The organism is Polynucleobacter sp. MG-28-Ekke-A2, assembly GCF_035012985.1.
Taxonomy (GTDB): domain Bacteria; phylum Pseudomonadota; class Gammaproteobacteria; order Burkholderiales; family Burkholderiaceae; genus Polynucleobacter.
In genome coordinates this window covers 29,583-45,444 of the sequence record NZ_JAYGQU010000012.1, presented here as the reverse complement: position 1 = coordinate 45,444, position 15,862 = coordinate 29,583, and the positions used below count along the sequence as shown (strand labels likewise).

Below are 15,862 nucleotides of genomic sequence, written 5' to 3'. Positions count from 1 at the left end.
ATCTGAAATCAATTAGATTGAAATGGGGTCGCGTTCAATTAACCATCGAATGCGCCCTTCTTTACTAATGCGTCCCTGGGAGCGCTCTCGCAAATAAAGATCCGTTGCCTCTAAGATTTCTTGCAGGTTTTTACGATCATCAGACTCCACCAGAAGTTGGGCGCGTTCCGAGCCCGCTACGCGCATCATTGCCTTGGGGACCGGATCATAGACTCTGAGGTCCTTATTTATATGGCCCCGAGACTTTAAATATCCCTTCAGGCTACTCAAAAACTGAATTGCTTTATCTAAACTTTTAGCTTCAGCATGGATAAGAGCCTGGTAGGCAAATGGCGGCAAGCCCGCTTCTTTTCTTTCATTGGCCGTAAAGCTTAAAAACCCATCGACGTCATGGCGCAGTAAAAACTGAAAAACTGCAGACTCTGGAAACTGCGTTTCAATATAAATAGCTCCGCCTGCTTCACCATCCTTATTGGATCGCCCAGCCCGCCCTGCAACCTGAACTAATTGGGCAAATAATCGCTCTGCAGCCCTAAAGTCTTGAGAGAACAATCTACTATCCGCATCCAGCACAGCAACTAAGCCAATATTTTGGTAATCGTGCCCCTTGGCAATCATCTGAGTCCCAACCACGATATCGACATTGCCTTCGTGAATTTCCTGAAAGAGCTCTTCGGCACCCTTACTCTTTCTGCTGGAGTCTGTATCGACTCGCAGCACTCTTGCAGCCGGCCACATCTCCTCAATAGCATCTTCAATCTTTTGAGTTCCCTGTCCCAAGGTCTTCAAGTCGGCATTACCGCAGTCCGGACAATGACTTGGAATTGATTTAACCAAGCCGCAGTGGTGGCAACTTAAAACTGACTTTCTGCCTAATGCTCCTGCTTTATGCAGCACCATATAGGAGCTACATTGCTCGCATCTTGAGAGCCATGAGCAAGCGCCGCAGCTAAGAACGGGGGCATAGCCTCGCCGATTGATGAGTATTAGGCTTTGCTGCTTATTTTCAAGATTCTGACTGACCGCATTAGCAAGAGTTTTAGTAATCAAGCTTTTGGATTTTGGCTTCTCTATATCGCCCGGACTAAATTGCGTTTGTGGATCGCGCGTATTGATCAAATGCACTCTTGGCAAGCTTGCGCCTTGCGCGCGCTGATCCAGACGAATATATTCATAACGGTTAGCCCTGGCAGCCATCCAAGTCTCAAGCGATGGTGTAGCAGAGGCCAATAAGATCGGTATCTTAAGGTCGTGGGCACGCCATATCGCAAGATCCCTTGCAGAGTAACGGATACCATCTTGCTGTTTATAAGATGGATCATGCTCTTCATCAACAACAATGGCGCGCAGATTAGGCAGGGGAGTTAATGCAGCCAATCTTGTTCCCAAAATAATTTGGGCTTTACCAGTCATCGCATCATACCAAGCGATGCCTCTGACTTTTTCACTCACGCCACTGTGAAGCACCACCATTTTTTTATCTGGAAAATAAGCGCGCACTCTGCGCTCCAATTGTGGCGTTAAATTAATTTCCGGCACCAAGAGCAATACCTGTGCGCTTGCATCTTCCAAAATGCCGCTTAACCAATTTAAAAATACAGCCGTCTTTCCGCTACCAGTTTGTCCTTGCAACAGTATTGCTTTGAATTCGCCCGAAGGCATGGTGCGCAATTTTTCTAAGGCGAGTTTTTGGCCGTCATTCAGGTGGATCTCATCAACAAAACCCTCTACAGCTTCTAGTTTGTTTTTTTTCTTTTGCTTTTCTTCATCTGCCGCTAATTTCTTGGGGATCTTTTCCCAATCATCTGGCTTTTTCCACATCTGTGGAATGGTGGGAATAATGGTCTCACCTAGCGCATGAATGTAATACTGGCTGGCAAAGTTCATTAACTTCAATACTGCTGGGTCCAAGGGGGGAAGGGGCGCAATTTTGCTTACCCCTTTTAATTTATCAAGATCATAGTCTGAGTGAGCGCTTACTTTAATTACCAATCCCACCAGTGAACTGCGCCCAAAGGGAACCTCAACAATTGCCCCCACCTGTGGGCTCCCCCCCAATGCCTTGTCGTCCCACAAGTAGTCAAAACCCTGGGCAAGGGGCTTATCAACAACAACTTGGACAACGATCGGAGGGGGCATGATTTACTTCAAATCTTTAGTTTGCTTGTGGATAAGTCTGTGGATATCATCCGAGGATTCTGATTTATAAGCTAATTTATCAGCTTTCAGATTCTGCACCCTTTTAAAGCTTTTTAGTAATTATTTATATAAATCAATAACTTGGAAAGATATTCGAAAGTGAATTTTCATCATTATTCGCAATCTCACTGAATTTCGAATTTTCCCGTTATCTGTGCATAACTTTCGCTAAAAATCCTAGCGTCAAGTTAGCAATCACTCAGTATTACGACTTTGTCCTGAGAGCCCTTGAGCTCTCAATGACCGCTTCGGCAAGAGCCGTAACACTTTCAGGAGGGGTAAATTGAGAAATCCCATGCCCTAGATTAAAGATATGTCCGTCTAGAGGATGTAAGCCCGATTTAAGGGCTGGAGCACTCGCCAAATCCTCAAGCAAAAGGTTTGCTTGCCGTGCAATTTCTTTTGGCTCCGAGAACAGAATAAGCGGATCTAAATTACCTTGCAATGCTAATGGCTTGTTCAATGCCAGCAATTGTTTGCGTGCGCGACTCAGTGACATTGTCCAATCAATGGCAATAACATCAGCACCAACTTGCGCCATATCGCTCAACCAAATCCCACCGCCTTTGGTAAACATGATTACTGGAATTTTTCTGCCTTCATGTTCGCGTGGCAATAAAGAAATCACTTTTTGCATTGAAGCCAGAGACATTTTTTGATACCAGCCATCTGGCAGCATTCCACCCCAGGTATCAAAAATCATCAAAGCCTGAGCGCCTGCTTTGACTTGCTCTATCAAATAGGCTGCGACTGACTGAGCATTGATATCAAGGATGTGCTGCATCAAGTCAGGACGACTAAACATCATCGTTTTGGCATGACGAAAATCATCGGCACTTGAGCCATCAATCATGTAGCAAGCTAATGTCCAAGGGCTTCCGGAGAAGCCGATCAAAGGCACGCGCTGTTTACCCTCCTGTATCAATGCTTTGCGAATTTCTGAAACTGCATCAAAGACGTACTTCAACTGATCCATGTCAGCAACGCGTAATTTCATAACCGCCTCTTCAGTGCGAAGAGGATGTTCAAAGCTTGGGCCTTCGCCAGCGGTAAATTTCAAGCCCAATCCCATGGCATCAGGGATAGTCAAAATATCGGAGAATAAAATCGCCGCATCCAATGGATAGCGATCTAAAGGTTGAAGGGTTACTTCAGTAGCGTATGCAGGATTTTTTGCGAGCCCTAAAAAACTTCCAGCTCTGGCGCGAGTAGCGTTGTACTCGGGAAGATATCGACCGGCTTGACGCATGAGCCAAAGCGGTGTTTGATCAACCGCTTCGCCCAGGCAGGCCTTTAAAAACCGATCATTTAACAGCAAGGAGATGACCAGCTATTACTTTTTACGACGGAAACGTGCAATTGCAGCCAGCTGTGCAGCCGCCATTGCAAACTCAGATTGGGCCAAAGCCAAATCAAAGTCAGTGCCACGGTTTTGCATCGCTTCTTCAGCACGTTTCTTAGCTTCAATCGCTTTAGCTTCATCAAGATCATGTCCGCGAATAGCGGTGTCCGCTAAAACAGTAACGCGATCTGGCTGAACTTCTAAATAGCCACCTGCTACGAAAACAAACTCTTCATCACCATCAGCTTTTTCAATACGAACTGAGCCTGGACGAATACGTGTAATCAAAGGAGTGTGGCCGCGCAAAATGCCGAGCTCACCACTTTCGCCAGGAAGCGCAACAAACTTAGCTTCCCCGCTGAAAATAGACTGCTCAGCACTTACTACATCGACGCGTATGGTTGACATAATTTCCCTAGATTAAAGCTTCTTGGCTTTCTCGATGGCTTCATCAATTGAACCCACCATATAGAACGCTTGCTCTGGCAAGTGATCCAATTCGCCGCTGCAGATCATTTTGAAACCACGGATAGTTTCTTTCAGTGGAACGTATTTGCCTGGTGAACCAGTAAACACTTCAGCAACGTGGAAAGGCTGGGACAAGAAACGTTGAATCTTACGAGCACGTGATACTGACAACTTATCTTCTGGTGACAACTCGTCCATACCCAGAATTGCAATAATGTCGCGCAGCTCTTTATAGCGCTGCAATGTCATCTGTACTTCGCGAGCTACTTCATAGTGCTCTTGACCAACCACTTGTGGGTCGAGCTGACGGCTGGTTGAATCCAATGGATCAACCGCTGGGTAAATACCCAATGCAGCGATATCACGTGACAACACAACTGTGGAGTCTAGGTGCAAGAATGTTGTAGCTGGTGATGGATCGGTCAAGTCATCCGCAGGAACGTAAACGGCCTGAATAGAGGTAACGGAACCAGTCTTGGTAGAAGTAATACGCTCTTGCAATTTACCCATCTCTTCAGCCAATGTAGGCTGGTAACCCACAGCAGAAGGCATACGACCGAGCAATGCAGAAACTTCGGTACCGGCCAATGTGTAACGATAAATATTGTCAACAAAGAACAAAATGTCACGGCCTTCATCACGGAATGCTTCAGCCATTGTCAGACCAGTTAACGCAACGCGCAAACGGTTGCCAGGAGGTTCGTTCATCTGACCAAACACCATCGCCACTTTGTCGATAACGTTAGATTCTTTCATCTCGTGGTAGAAGTCATTACCTTCACGAGTACGCTCACCAACACCAGCAAACACTGACAAACCTGAGTGTTGCTTAGCGATGTTGTTAATCAATTCCATCATGTTCACGGTCTTACCAACACCCGCGCCACCGAACAGGCCAACCTTACCGCCTTTAGCAAACGGGCAAACTAAGTCAATAACTTTAATGCCGGTTTCTAACAAGTCCACAGAAGGTGAAAGCTCATCAAACTTAGGGGCTGGCTGGTGAATAGCACGACGCTCTTCGGTTGCAATCGGACCTGCGTCATCGATTGGGCGACCTAAAACGTCCATAATGCGGCCGAGGGTTGCTGGGCCAACAGGCACAGAAATTGGACCGCCAGTAGATTTCACTTCCATGCCACGACGCAAGCCATCGCTGGCGCCCATGGCAATCGCGCGAACTACGCCGTCACCAATTTGTTGCTGAACTTCAAAGGTCAAACCTTTTTCAGCAAATGATTTTTCACCGCTATCAACTAATGTCAACGCATCATAAATGCTTGGCATTTTGTCGCGTGGGAACTGAATGTCCACCACTGGACCGATACATTGCACGATATTTCCGTTACTCATCGCATTTCTCCGCTTTTAATTCCTGAATTCTTTCGTATTCCTAAACGCTGACTGCTTAAACCGCAGCCGCTCCGCCAACAATTTCTGACAACTCTTTAGTAATAGCAGCCTGTCGTGTTTTGTTGTATTCCAATTGCAATTCGCCAATGACGTTCTTCGCATTATCTGAAGCGGCCTTCATAGAGACCATACGTGCAGACTGCTCAGAAGCCATGTTTTCAGCAACTGCCTGATAAATCATTGCCTCAACGTAACGCTTAAGCAGGCCATTCAAAATAGACTCTGCGTCAGGTTCGTAGATGTAATCCCAAGAATTGCCTGTTTTCTCTTGTGGAGTCAAAGCTTCTGGCTCCAAAGGTAAGAGTTTTTCTAAAACAGGCTCTTGTTTCATTGCATTTACAAAGCGGGTAAATGCCAAATAAACGGCATCAATCTCGCCACGCTCAAACGCTTCTAATTGGGCAACAATTGCGCCAATCAAAACATCCATATGTGGTGTATCGCCAATTTGAATTGTTTGAGAAATCAATTTTGCTTTTGAGCGATTCAAAAATTGCAAACCTTTTGAACCAATTGCGGTGTACGCAATCTCAACATTTTTTTCTTGCAAATCGCGCACTTGGTTAGCAATCAAACGCAAGACGTTGGTATTTAAACCACCGCACAGGCCTTTGTCTGTAGTAACCAAAATCGTGCCAACTTTCTTCACCTCACGAGTTGCCATGTAAGCAGGGCGGAACTCAGGATTAGCTTTTGATAGATTGGCAACAATCTCACGAATTTTTTCAGCGTATGGACGCGCATTACGCATGCGCTCTTGGGCGCGACGCATCTTGGATGCGGCGACCATTTCCATTGCCTTCGTGATCTTGCGCGTGTTTTGCACGCTCTTGATCTTAGATCGTATCTCTTTTGTGCTTGCCATGATTTATGCGAGCCCTCTTAGAAAGAGGCAGAACGCTTGTAATCCTCAATAGCAGCGCGCAATGCAGCTTCGTCATCTTTACTCAAATCCTTGGTTTCTTCAATACGCGCAACTAAGTCAGCGAATTTAGATTTCAAATGATCTTGCAAGCCTTTTTCGAATGGCAATACGTTCTTTACCTCGAGATCATCGAAGTAGCCGTTATTAACAGCATAAAGTGAAGCGGCCATTTCCCAGACTTGGAGTGGCTTGTACTGAGCTTGCTTACACAATTCCGTAACGCGACGACCGCGCTCGAGCTGCTTGCGGGTTGCTTCGTCAAGGTCAGATGCGAACTGAGCAAACGCTGCCAATTCACGATATTGCGCCAAGTCAGTACGAATACCGCCAGATAACTTCTTAATCACTTTAGTTTGTGCAGCACCACCAACGCGGGAAACAGAAATACCGGCGTTAATCGCAGGACGTACACCAGCGTTGAACAAGTCAGTTTCCAAGAAGATCTGACCGTCAGTAATCGAAATTACGTTAGTTGGAACGAATGCAGAAACGTCGCCAGCTTGAGTTTCGATGATTGGCAATGCAGTCAATGAACCAGTCTTACCTTTTACGGCACCATTCGTAAACTTCTCAACATACTCAGCATTTACACGTGCAGCGCGCTCGAGTAAGCGTGAGTGGAGGTAGAAAACATCGCCAGGATAAGCTTCGCGGCCTGGTGGGCGACGGAGCAATAAGGAAATTTGACGATAAGCAACTGCTTGCTTAGTTAAGTCATCGTAAACAATCAAAGCGTCTTCGCCGCGATCGCGGAAGTATTCGCCCATGGTGCAGCCTGCATAAGCAGAGAGGTACTGCATCGCTGCAGACTCAGACGCACTCGCTGCAACAACAACGGTGTACTCCATCGCGCCCAATTCTGTGAGCTTACGAACAACGTTAGCAATAGTTGAAGCTTTTTGACCGATCGCCACGTAAACGCAATAAACACCTTTACCTTTTTGGTTAATGATCGCGTCAACCGCAACGGCAGTTTTACCAGTTTGACGGTCGCCAATGATCAACTCACGCTGACCGCGGCCAATTGGAACCATCGCATCAATCGCCTTTAAACCAGTTTGTAATGGCTGGCTAACGGATTGACGTGCGATAACGCCTGGAGCAACTTTTTCGATAAAGTCAGTTAACTTAGTATTGATTGGGCCTTTGCCATCAATTGGCTGACCGAGCGCATTTACAACGCGACCAAGCAACTCTGGGCCAACTGGAACCTCCAAAATGCGACCCGTACATTTCACTGGGTCGCCTTCTTTAATGTGGGTGTATTCACCCAACACTACGGCACCAACAGAATCACGCTCAAGGTTTAATGCAAGGCCGATAGTGTTGTTAGGAAACTCCAACATTTCGCCCTGCATAACGCCTGACAAGCCATGTACGCGGCAAATACCGTCGGTCACTGAAATTACAGTGCCTTCGTTGCGAACTTGGGAGTCAACGCCCAATTCGCTAATTCGGCTTTTGATCAGCTCGCTGATCTCGGAAGGGTTGAGTTGCATTACTTACTCCTGGGTCTTATTTCGTATGTTCTTAATAGGGTTCACTTATGCGCCAAGACTTGCTTGCATTTGAGCTAACTGGGCCTTAACAGAACTATCCATTACTTCATCGCCAACTTGAATGCGAACTCCGCCAATCAATGTTGGATCAATTTGGATAGTTGGGCGCAATTCTTTACCCCCAAAGCGCTTCTTCAAACTTGACAACAAATCATTTAACGCAGAACCCTCTAAGGGGAATGCGCTAGTAATATTTACTTCTGCAGCGCCTTCGCTTTTATTCTTCATTGCTTCAAATTGATGAGCAATTTCAGGAACAGCTGCTAAGCGGTGGTTTTGATTCACAAGATTTAAAAAGCTAGCAACCTTAGGGTCGAGCTTAGTTTTCACCATGCCAGAAAGTAACTTGCTTAAATCATCAGCGGATACTTTTGGGTTGTTTGATAGGGCAGCAACTTCTGGCAAAGCAGCAAGCTGAGCCAATTCATTTAATTGCTCCAAACAGCCTGCAAGCTCAGCCGGCTTAGCACTTTGAAAAAGTGCTTCCGCGTAAGGACGTGCAATGGTGGCTAATTCAGCCATATCAAAGTTCTGCCTTTAGTTGGTCAAGTAATTGGCCATGCGCTTTTGCATCAACTTCGCGACGCAAAATTTGCTCGGCGCCTTTAACAGCGAGAACAGCTACTTCAGCACGCAGAACTTCGCGGGCACGAGTAACTTGCTGGGCTGCGTCTTGTTGCGCTTGAGAAATGATTCGAGCAGCTTCGGCTTGTGCGTTAGCGCGAATTTCTTCGGCTGACATTTGTGCACGTTTTTCAGCTTCGGCAACGCGTTGAACACCTTCTTGGCGTGCTTTAGTTAATTCTTGCTCAGCTTCATTGCTTGCTAATGCGAGCGCTTCTTTACCACGCTCGGCAGAGGCTAATCCATCAGCAATTTTGCTTGAACGCTCATCTAACGCCTTAACCAGCGGAGGCCACACGAAGCGTGCAACAACCCACCATAAGACGAAGAAAACGATCATTTGCGCGAATAGGGTCGCGTTCAGATTCACGATATTCCTTTCAGTATTGTTGAGAACAGTTGGATGACCCGTTGGTCATCCACGCCAGAACAATTACTTAATAACTGCGAGCAGTGGGTTTGCGAAAGCAAACAACATTGCAACACCAACGCCGATCAAGAACGCAGCGTCGATCAAACCAGCCAAAAGGAACATTTTGGTTTGTAGTTCATTGATCAATTCTGGTTGACGGGCAGCGCCCTCAATGAACTTACCACCCATTAGGCCAATGCCCAAACAGGCTCCTAATGCGCCGAGGCCGATGATGAGGCCAATACCGATAGCGGTTAGTCCTTGAATGTTGGCTAAGAATGCTTGCATGTTTACTCCTAAGTATTGAAGGTGAGGTTAAAAATAAAAAAGTTAATGGTGACTATGGGCTTGCCCAATGTAAACCAAGGTCAACATCATGAAAATAAATGCTTGTAACAAAATAACTAAAATATGGAATATCGCCCAAGCTGAGCCAGCAATAACGTTACCAACAAAGCCAAGCATGTACAAATCTAAGTTAAAGGTCCACATACTTCCCAAGAGGGCGATGAGCAAAAAGAGTAGCTCACCTGCGTACATATTTCCGAAAAGTCGCATCCCCAAGGAAACGCCCTTAGCAATGTATTCGATAATGTTTAAAACCAAGTTGAAAGGTGCCAAGTACCACTTTGCGCCGAAAGGTGCGGAAACCAACTCGTGCAAAAATCCGCCTAGGCCCTTAACTTTGAAGCTATAGAAGAACACTAGTAGTAGAACTGAGAACGATAAGCCGAAAGTGGCGTTTAGATCGGTAGTAGGTACGATCTTGTGGTGCGGAACGTGAACGCCAAAACTGCCGATAAATTGATTAACGCCAAAGATCCAATCTACTGGCACTAAATCCAAAGTATTTAGGAGAATGATCCAGCAAAAGACGAATAGGGCTAGCGGTGCAATGAAAGTGCGGTCGCCATGAACAATACTCTTAGTTTGGTTATCAACCATCTCAACCAGCATTTCCACTAAACACTGAAAGCGTCCTGGAACTCCAGGGGATGCTCTGCGAGCAGCAAGAACCAAGAGAAAAACGGTGATCAACCCCATTAAAGAGGTCCAAAAGATAGTATCTAAGTTAATAACACTGAAATCAATGACAGAGGTTTGCGCCCCACCAATGTTATTCAGGTTTTGTAAGTGCTCAGCAATATAAGCAGTAGGTGTAAGCGGTTCGCTAGCCACATGATGGGCTACCTCTGCTGCTGCGTTGACTTCGCTAGACATCTCTGAACTTGTCCTTATCTATATTTACCACTTGTTACCTCCAAAACCACGCTAACAAATAACACTTAAGCGTAGCTAAATAGGTGACAAGCAATGGAATCCATTTCAAATCAGGTTGCTTTAGGGCAAAGCCAATAAACAGGAGAATGGTTGCTAGGATTTTTAAAAATTCGCCAGAAACCACTGCTGCTAAATATCCACCGGAGCTCGATATTACATTCTTTTTCGCGGCTTCTAAGCGCACCAAAAACAACACGGAGGGCAAAAACCCAATCAAGCCACCCACTAAAGCCGAGTAAGTATAAACGACTCTTTCTGCTGACTCAGAAAAAAAATAACAAAAACTAGCAATAATCAGGGTAAGCACCGCCTGACTTGTAACAACGAGCCATCCATTGATTGAAGTAAAGCTTTTAGGCTTTGCCTTTCGCAAAGCATCCATCTCGGCCTTACTGAGCGCCTTGAATGAATCCTCATCTTGATCGTTCCATTCAACCGCTTTAATAGGGCGTACTTTATTCAAAACCAATACCCAACTTTTTTAATAAGGAATCAAGCTCATCAAATTGGCTAAAGCGAATTCTGAGCTCTCCGCCTCTCCCTTTAAGCTTAAATTCAGTGCTTAATCCGATTAAGTCAGCTATTTCCTGCGTTAAACGCTGCATGTCTGGGTCCGCACTCGGGGGCTTATTCCCAGACTTATTCTTAGACTTTTTGTCACCAATCTGACCACCAGCAATCACCAAGGCGGCAGTCATACGCTCTGCCTCACGAACAGACAGGCCTTGAGCAGAAATTCTTTGGGCTAAGGCAACTTGACTTGCGCCTGGTAACGGCAAAAGCGCACGGGCATGCCCCATATCGATGTCGCCGGCTAACAGCATAGCCTGCACCGGCTTTGCTAGCTGGGCGAGGCGCAATAAGTTGGTAATAGCACTGCGCGACTTGCCTACAGCCTTTGCTGCCTGTTCGTGCGTAAATCCAAACTCCTCAATCAACCTAGCTAAACCCTGCGACTCTTCGAGAGGATTTAAATCCTCTCGCTGCATATTTTCTACCAGGGCCATTGCTGCCGCAGCCTGATCATCGGCACCAGAAACTAAAACCGGAACCTCCTTTAAGCCCGCAATGGTTGCCGCACGAAAGCGTCTTTCGCCCGCAATAATTTCGTACTTACCAGGAGCCACCAGGCGAACCAAAAGGGGCTGCATAACACCTTGCTCGCGAATACTTTCTGCCAACTCTTGCAATGCACCGGCTTCCATTTTTTGACGTGGCTGATATTTGCCTGCCTGCAAAGCAGTTAATGGCAAACGATTGATTTCAGTGGAAGAATTTGCTTGCTGCGTCTTCTCTCCAAGCAACGCTTCAAGGCCTCTACCTAAACCTTTTTTCTTAACGGCAACCATGATCTTTATTTTCTTTCTAAAAATTACATGTGCTTGATGCGCTCAACCATCTCAGCACCAAACTCTAAATAGGCTTTTGCGCCACGTGATGATTTATCGAAAGCCACCCCAGGAAGCCCATAAGAGGGGGCTTCAGCAAGACGCACATTGCGCGGAATAATGGTCTTAAATACTTTGTCGCCGAAGTGCTCAAGCAGCTGATCGGAAACCTGTTGTTGCAAAGTCATGCGCGCATCAAACATGACGCGCAATAAACCAATGATGACTAAGTCGGGATTCAGATTTGCATGCACTTGCTTGATGGTATTTACCAAATCGGACAAGCCCTCCAATGCAAAGTATTCACACTGCATCGGCACAATCACACCATTTGCTGCGCACAATCCGTTGAGTGTAAGCAAAGACAAAGCAGGTGGACAATCAATCAAAATAAAGTCGTAATCGTTCACCACTTGAGCAAGCGCATCTTTCAAACGCGCTTCGCGCAAATCTAGATCTACCAATTCAATTTCAGCGCCCGCTAAATCACGATTCGCCGGCAACACGTCGTACCCAGAGCTTTCGCAACGCTGCACACATTCTTTAACTGCTGTCATACCAATTAATACCTGATATACGCTTGCGTTTAAGTCTGCCTTCTCTACTCCGGAGCCCATCGTGGCATTACCCTGAGGATCAAGGTCCACCAACAAAACACGCTGTTGTAGCCCTGCTAAACCCGCCGCCAAATTAACGGCGGTAGTGGTCTTACCAACACCACCTTTTTGATTTGCGATACAGAAAATTTTTGCCATGGCTACTTTTGGTTTACTTAAGAGGTGAGGGTGGATTTTCTCACGGGGGCCAACACCAAAAGGCGTCGCTCCACCGCTAAATTAGGGATGTGAAGGGGCTCATCGGCAACTAAGCGCCAATCGTCCATGGAAACATCTTTCATTTCGTCGTCAGCGCGCTTGGCCTTCATTGCAAATACCAGGCCATCGGGCTTTAAGAAGGGCAAAGACAAATCCAAAAAACGTGCGAGATTTGTAAACGCCCTAGAAATCACTGCATCAAACTGTGCTGGTTGTTGCACCGCAGCATCCTCCACTCGCTCACAAAGCACTTCAATATTTTTCAACTTCAACTTCCCGCGTACATGTTGCAAAAAAGCCGTCTTCTTCCGTATTGCCTCAATCAATGAAAGGTGCCAATCTGATTGAATAATGGCAATCGGAATGGCTGGTAAGCCGCCCCCTGAACCAAGGTCCGCAATCTTAGGAGACGAGGTCTTTAAGAAACGTTTCAATACTGGCAAAACTGCAATGGAATCAATAAGATGTAGTCGAATAGAATCTTTCTCGCCTTCGATTGCTGTGAGGTTATGAACCCGATTCCAGCGTCCCATTTCTTGCAAAAACAACTCTAAATCAGCGATATTGCTTGGACTTAACTCCAGCCCAAGATCCTCAATTCCCAAAGCAAGCAAACCCTCACTCATAGGTTTCTTGAGTACGGCCCAAGCCTTTTTTAAGGTGCACCAATAAAAGTGAAAGGGCGGCAGGCGTGACCCCTGAAGTGCGGCCGGCCTGACCTAATGTTTCGGGTTTATGCAAATTCAGTTTTTGCTGAACCTCCTTAGATAAGCCAACAACCTGAGAGTAATCGAGTGATTCCGGTAAGGGGAATGATTCATTGTGTTCTTGACGAGCGATTTCAGTCGCCTGACGATCGATGTAACCCTGGTATTTAACTGAGATTTCTACCTGATCGCTAATTTGAGCAGCCAAGCCAAGATCTTCGTCTAGAGTTGCTGGAGCCCACATTCCATTGCCCAAAGCAGTAATTGCTTCATAAGTAACCCCTGGGCGCCTCAATAACTCCGTTAAGTTGCATTCATGAGACAGGCCTTGACCTAGCAACTGAGAAACTAGGGGTGCGGCCTCGTGTTTTGGGCCAACCCAAATATCTTGCAAACGAGATGTTTCACGTGAAACAGCCTCTTGTTTTCTGCAAAAAACTGCCCAACGATAATCATCCACCAAACCAAGCTCGCGCCCAATTGTGGTTAAGCGCATATCTGCATTATCTTCACGCAAGCTCAAGCGATATTCTGCTCGGCTTGTAAACATGCGATATGGCTCCTGGACTCCGCGGGTAATCAGGTCATCAACCAAGACACCAATATAGGACTCGCTGCGCTTGGGCAACCATGGCTCTTTTCCTTTGGCCGCTAAGCCAGCGTTAATTCCAGCCAACATGCCTTGCGCTGCAGCCTCTTCATAGCCAGTGGTGCCATTAATCTGGCCAGCAAAGTAAAGCCCACCAATAGCCCTGGTCTCAAGGCTATGGCGTAATTGGCGTGGATCAAAGAAGTCATATTCAATTGCGTAGCCAGGGCGGACAATCACCGCAGACTCCATACCCCGAATACTGCGGACTAAGTCCCACTGAACATCAAAAGGTAAGCTGGTAGAAATCCCATTGGGATAAAACTCATTGGTTGTGAGGCCTTCTGGCTCCAAGAATATCTGATGACTATTTCTAGAGGCAAAGCGATGAATCTTGTCCTCAATAGAGGGGCAGTAGCGGGGACCAACCCCCTCAATCACACCGGTATACATCGGTGAACGATCTAAACCGCCCCGAATAATATCGTGAGTCTTTTCGTTTGTATGAGAAATCCAGCAAGGAACCTGCTTGGGGTGCTGCTCTGGACGCCCCAAATAAGAAAATACCGGCACTGGATCCAAGTCCCCAGGCTGCTCAAGCATGACTGAAAAGTCGATTGTTCGACCATCAATTCGAGGTGGGGTACCAGTCTTCAATCTTCCCTGAGGAAGCTTCAACTCCTTTAATCTAGCCGATAAAGAAACTGCGGCAGGATCACCCGCACGCCCGCCAGCATAATTATTTAAGCCAACGTGGATTTTTCCATCCAAGAAGGTGCCTGCCGTCAGGACCACTTTTTTAGCCTCAAACTCCAAGCCCATTTGGGTAACAACGCCCTGGACCTGATCACCCTTGACCAATAAGTCATCCACTGCGGCCTGGAAGATACTTAAATTAGGTTGATTTTCTAAGCGGCGACGAATGGCGGCCTTATACAGAACTCGGTCCCCTTGAGCACGAGTAGCCCGAACAGCAGGGCCCTTACTAGAATTTAGAATGCGGAACTGAATGCCGGCTTCATCAGTAGCCGCAGCCATAGCGCCGCCCATGGCATCAATTTCTTTTACTAGATGGCCCTTACCAATCCCGCCGATGGAAGGATTGCAGCTCATGGCGCCCAAGTTTTCAATGCTGTGGGTAATTAATAGAGTGTCGCACCCCATACGCGCCGAAGCAAGCGCGGCCTCAGTCCCAGCGTGACCGCCTCCAACCACAATGACATCGAAACTTTTGGAATAACGCATGATTTGCCTCAGATAGGGCGATGATCATAGCATTTTGTTTGTTTCACGTGAAACAAAAGATTAAAAATTCCTAGAAAAACAATAGGCAGATTTCTAAGTAATTGATTTAATTGATGAAATAAGCATTCCAGGCTGACTTCAATATCAGCGCACTAACAATAGCTAAAAAGGCCTTTCTGACAAAGGCGCTACCATGCTTAATTGCCAATCGACTACCAAACTGACTGCCAGCTATATTAGCAACCATCATTGCAAACCCGAGAGGCCAGTTAATTTGACCGAGACTAGCCAACATCAAAATAGCTGCCAGATTGGTTGCCACATTTACCAATTTCGTTGCCGCAGACGCATGAAGAAAATCAAAACCAAAAAAGCGCACGAAACCAAACAACAAAAAACTGCCGGTACCAGGACCAAAGAAGCCGTCATAAAAACCAATTGTTAAACCAAGGACTACACCCTTGAGCTGTTGAAAACGCCCAAGAATTTTCGGCGCATGCGCCTCTCCAAGCGAAGGTTGAAACCAGGTGTACAGAAGCAGGAACAACAAAACAAATGGCAACGCTTTGCGCAAAGGCTCGGCTGGAAAATTGCTCACTGCATTTGCACCCAAAAGAGAGCCTACAAAACCCGCAACAATTGCTGGTAAAACAATTTCCCAAGGTAAAGAAACATGGCGCAAAAATTTACGCGCAGCATTAAAAGTCCCACCAACCGCAGCAACCTTATTCGTCGCTAGCAAAGTTGCGGGTGGAACATTGGGGTAAGCAGCAAACAGGGCGGGCACCTGAATCAAGCCACCACCTCCGGCTACGGCATCAACCAGACCAGCAAAGAAAGCCATCGCCAAAAGCAGTGGCCATATGAAAATTGAAAATTCGATGAGAGTCTCTTT

Annotated in this window: 16 protein-coding genes; all 16 read right to left on the bottom strand. The window is 46.4% G+C overall.

Annotated elements, in window-relative coordinates; genetic code table 11:
* Positions 1-12 precede the first annotated feature (12 nt).
* Positions 13-2,139 (bottom strand): replication restart helicase PriA, encoded by a 2,127-nt coding sequence (gene priA / locus VC188_RS08435; protein ID WP_323483647.1) that lies wholly within the window; start codon positions 2,137-2,139, stop codon positions 13-15.
* Between the two features lie 265 nt (positions 2,140-2,404).
* Complete coding sequence (gene hemE / locus VC188_RS08430; protein WP_323483654.1) at positions 2,405-3,523, bottom strand: uroporphyrinogen decarboxylase; 1,119 nt, start codon at positions 3,521-3,523, stop codon at positions 2,405-2,407.
* A gap of 9 nt (positions 3,524-3,532) precedes the next feature.
* Entirely contained in the window at positions 3,533-3,949 is a 417-nt protein-coding gene (locus VC188_RS08425; RefSeq protein WP_215321259.1) for a F0F1 ATP synthase subunit epsilon, read from the bottom strand.
* Between the two features lie 12 nt (positions 3,950-3,961).
* The gene (gene atpD, locus VC188_RS08420) at positions 3,962-5,362 is read right to left on the bottom strand and encodes a F0F1 ATP synthase subunit beta (protein WP_323483646.1); all 1,401 of its coding nucleotides are present in this window, start codon (positions 5,360-5,362) and stop codon (positions 3,962-3,964) included.
* A 55-nt stretch (positions 5,363-5,417) separates the two neighbouring features.
* On the bottom strand, positions 5,418-6,287 hold the full coding sequence (gene atpG, locus VC188_RS08415; protein WP_215321258.1) for a F0F1 ATP synthase subunit gamma: 870 nt from the start codon (positions 6,285-6,287) through the stop codon (positions 5,418-5,420).
* 17 nt (positions 6,288-6,304) lie between these two features.
* Positions 6,305-7,846: a F0F1 ATP synthase subunit alpha gene (gene atpA, locus VC188_RS08410; protein ID WP_323483645.1), complete on the bottom strand. Its 1,542-nt coding sequence runs from the start codon at positions 7,844-7,846 to the stop codon at positions 6,305-6,307.
* 45 nt (positions 7,847-7,891) lie between these two features.
* The gene (locus VC188_RS08405; RefSeq protein WP_216263271.1) at positions 7,892-8,428 is read right to left on the bottom strand and encodes a F0F1 ATP synthase subunit delta; all 537 of its coding nucleotides are present in this window, start codon (positions 8,426-8,428) and stop codon (positions 7,892-7,894) included.
* Between the two features lies 1 nt (position 8,429).
* On the bottom strand, positions 8,430-8,900 hold the full coding sequence (locus VC188_RS08400; protein ID WP_216263270.1) for a F0F1 ATP synthase subunit B: 471 nt from the start codon (positions 8,898-8,900) through the stop codon (positions 8,430-8,432).
* A gap of 63 nt (positions 8,901-8,963) precedes the next feature.
* Positions 8,964-9,230 (bottom strand): F0F1 ATP synthase subunit C, encoded by a 267-nt coding sequence (atpE, locus tag VC188_RS08395; RefSeq protein WP_028818346.1) that lies wholly within the window; start codon positions 9,228-9,230, stop codon positions 8,964-8,966.
* 42 nt (positions 9,231-9,272) lie between these two features.
* Positions 9,273-10,163 carry a F0F1 ATP synthase subunit A gene (atpB, locus tag VC188_RS08390; protein WP_216154285.1) on the bottom strand — a complete coding sequence of 297 codons (891 nt, stop codon included), beginning with the start codon at positions 10,161-10,163 and terminating at the stop codon, positions 9,273-9,275.
* Positions 10,164-10,197: 34 nt separating this feature from the next.
* Entirely contained in the window at positions 10,198-10,686 is a 489-nt protein-coding gene (locus VC188_RS08385) for an ATP synthase subunit I (protein WP_323483644.1), read from the bottom strand.
* A complete protein-coding gene (locus VC188_RS08380; RefSeq protein ID WP_323483643.1) occupies positions 10,679-11,572 on the bottom strand; it encodes a ParB/RepB/Spo0J family partition protein in 894 nt (297 codons plus the stop codon). The genes VC188_RS08385 and VC188_RS08380 overlap by 8 nt, the downstream gene beginning before the upstream one ends.
* Before the next feature lie 23 nt (positions 11,573-11,595).
* Positions 11,596-12,366: a ParA family protein gene (locus tag VC188_RS08375; RefSeq protein ID WP_216190680.1), complete on the bottom strand. Its 771-nt coding sequence runs from the start codon at positions 12,364-12,366 to the stop codon at positions 11,596-11,598.
* 17 nt (positions 12,367-12,383) lie between these two features.
* Complete coding sequence (gene rsmG / locus VC188_RS08370) at positions 12,384-13,052, bottom strand: 16S rRNA (guanine(527)-N(7))-methyltransferase RsmG (protein ID WP_323483642.1); 669 nt, start codon at positions 13,050-13,052, stop codon at positions 12,384-12,386.
* Entirely contained in the window at positions 13,045-14,967 is a 1,923-nt protein-coding gene (gene mnmG / locus VC188_RS08365) for a tRNA uridine-5-carboxymethylaminomethyl(34) synthesis enzyme MnmG (RefSeq protein WP_323483641.1), read from the bottom strand. Before mnmG ends, rsmG begins: the two co-directional genes overlap by 8 nt.
* A gap of 106 nt (positions 14,968-15,073) precedes the next feature.
* The gene (locus tag VC188_RS08360; protein ID WP_323483640.1) at positions 15,074-15,811 is read right to left on the bottom strand and encodes a TSUP family transporter; all 738 of its coding nucleotides are present in this window, start codon (positions 15,809-15,811) and stop codon (positions 15,074-15,076) included.
* Between the last annotated feature and the right edge of the window lie 51 nt (positions 15,812-15,862).

What these genes read in the sequence shown, in the direction of transcription:
- mnmG (WP_323483641.1), bottom strand. Translation starts at nt 14,967, where the DNA reads ATGCGTTATTCCAAAAGTTTCGATGTCATTGTGGTTGGAGGCGGTCAC.
- atpD (WP_323483646.1), bottom strand. Translation starts at nt 5,362, where the DNA reads ATGAGTAACGGAAATATCGTGCAATGTATCGGTCCAGTGGTGGACATT.
- VC188_RS08380 (WP_323483643.1), bottom strand. Translation starts at nt 11,572, where the DNA reads ATGGTTGCCGTTAAGAAAAAAGGTTTAGGTAGAGGCCTTGAAGCGTTG.
- atpE (WP_028818346.1), bottom strand. Translation starts at nt 9,230, where the DNA reads ATGCAAGCATTCTTAGCCAACATTCAAGGACTAACCGCTATCGGTATT.
- atpA (WP_323483645.1), bottom strand. Translation starts at nt 7,846, where the DNA reads ATGCAACTCAACCCTTCCGAGATCAGCGAGCTGATCAAAAGCCGAATT.
- VC188_RS08360 (WP_323483640.1), bottom strand. Translation starts at nt 15,811, where the DNA reads ATGGCTTTCTTTGCTGGTCTGGTTGATGCCGTAGCCGGAGGTGGTGGC.
- VC188_RS08375 (WP_216190680.1), bottom strand. Translation starts at nt 12,366, where the DNA reads ATGGCAAAAATTTTCTGTATCGCAAATCAAAAAGGTGGTGTTGGTAAG.
- atpG (WP_215321258.1), bottom strand. Translation starts at nt 6,287, where the DNA reads ATGGCAAGCACAAAAGAGATACGATCTAAGATCAAGAGCGTGCAAAAC.
- rsmG (WP_323483642.1), bottom strand. Translation starts at nt 13,052, where the DNA reads ATGAGTGAGGGTTTGCTTGCTTTGGGAATTGAGGATCTTGGGCTGGAG.
- priA (WP_323483647.1), bottom strand. Translation starts at nt 2,139, where the DNA reads ATGCCCCCTCCGATCGTTGTCCAAGTTGTTGTTGATAAGCCCCTTGCC.
- VC188_RS08405 (WP_216263271.1), bottom strand. Translation starts at nt 8,428, where the DNA reads ATGGCTGAATTAGCCACCATTGCACGTCCTTACGCGGAAGCACTTTTT.
- VC188_RS08425 (WP_215321259.1), bottom strand. Translation starts at nt 3,949, where the DNA reads ATGTCAACCATACGCGTCGATGTAGTAAGTGCTGAGCAGTCTATTTTC.
- atpB (WP_216154285.1), bottom strand. Translation starts at nt 10,163, where the DNA reads ATGTCTAGCGAAGTCAACGCAGCAGCAGAGGTAGCCCATCATGTGGCT.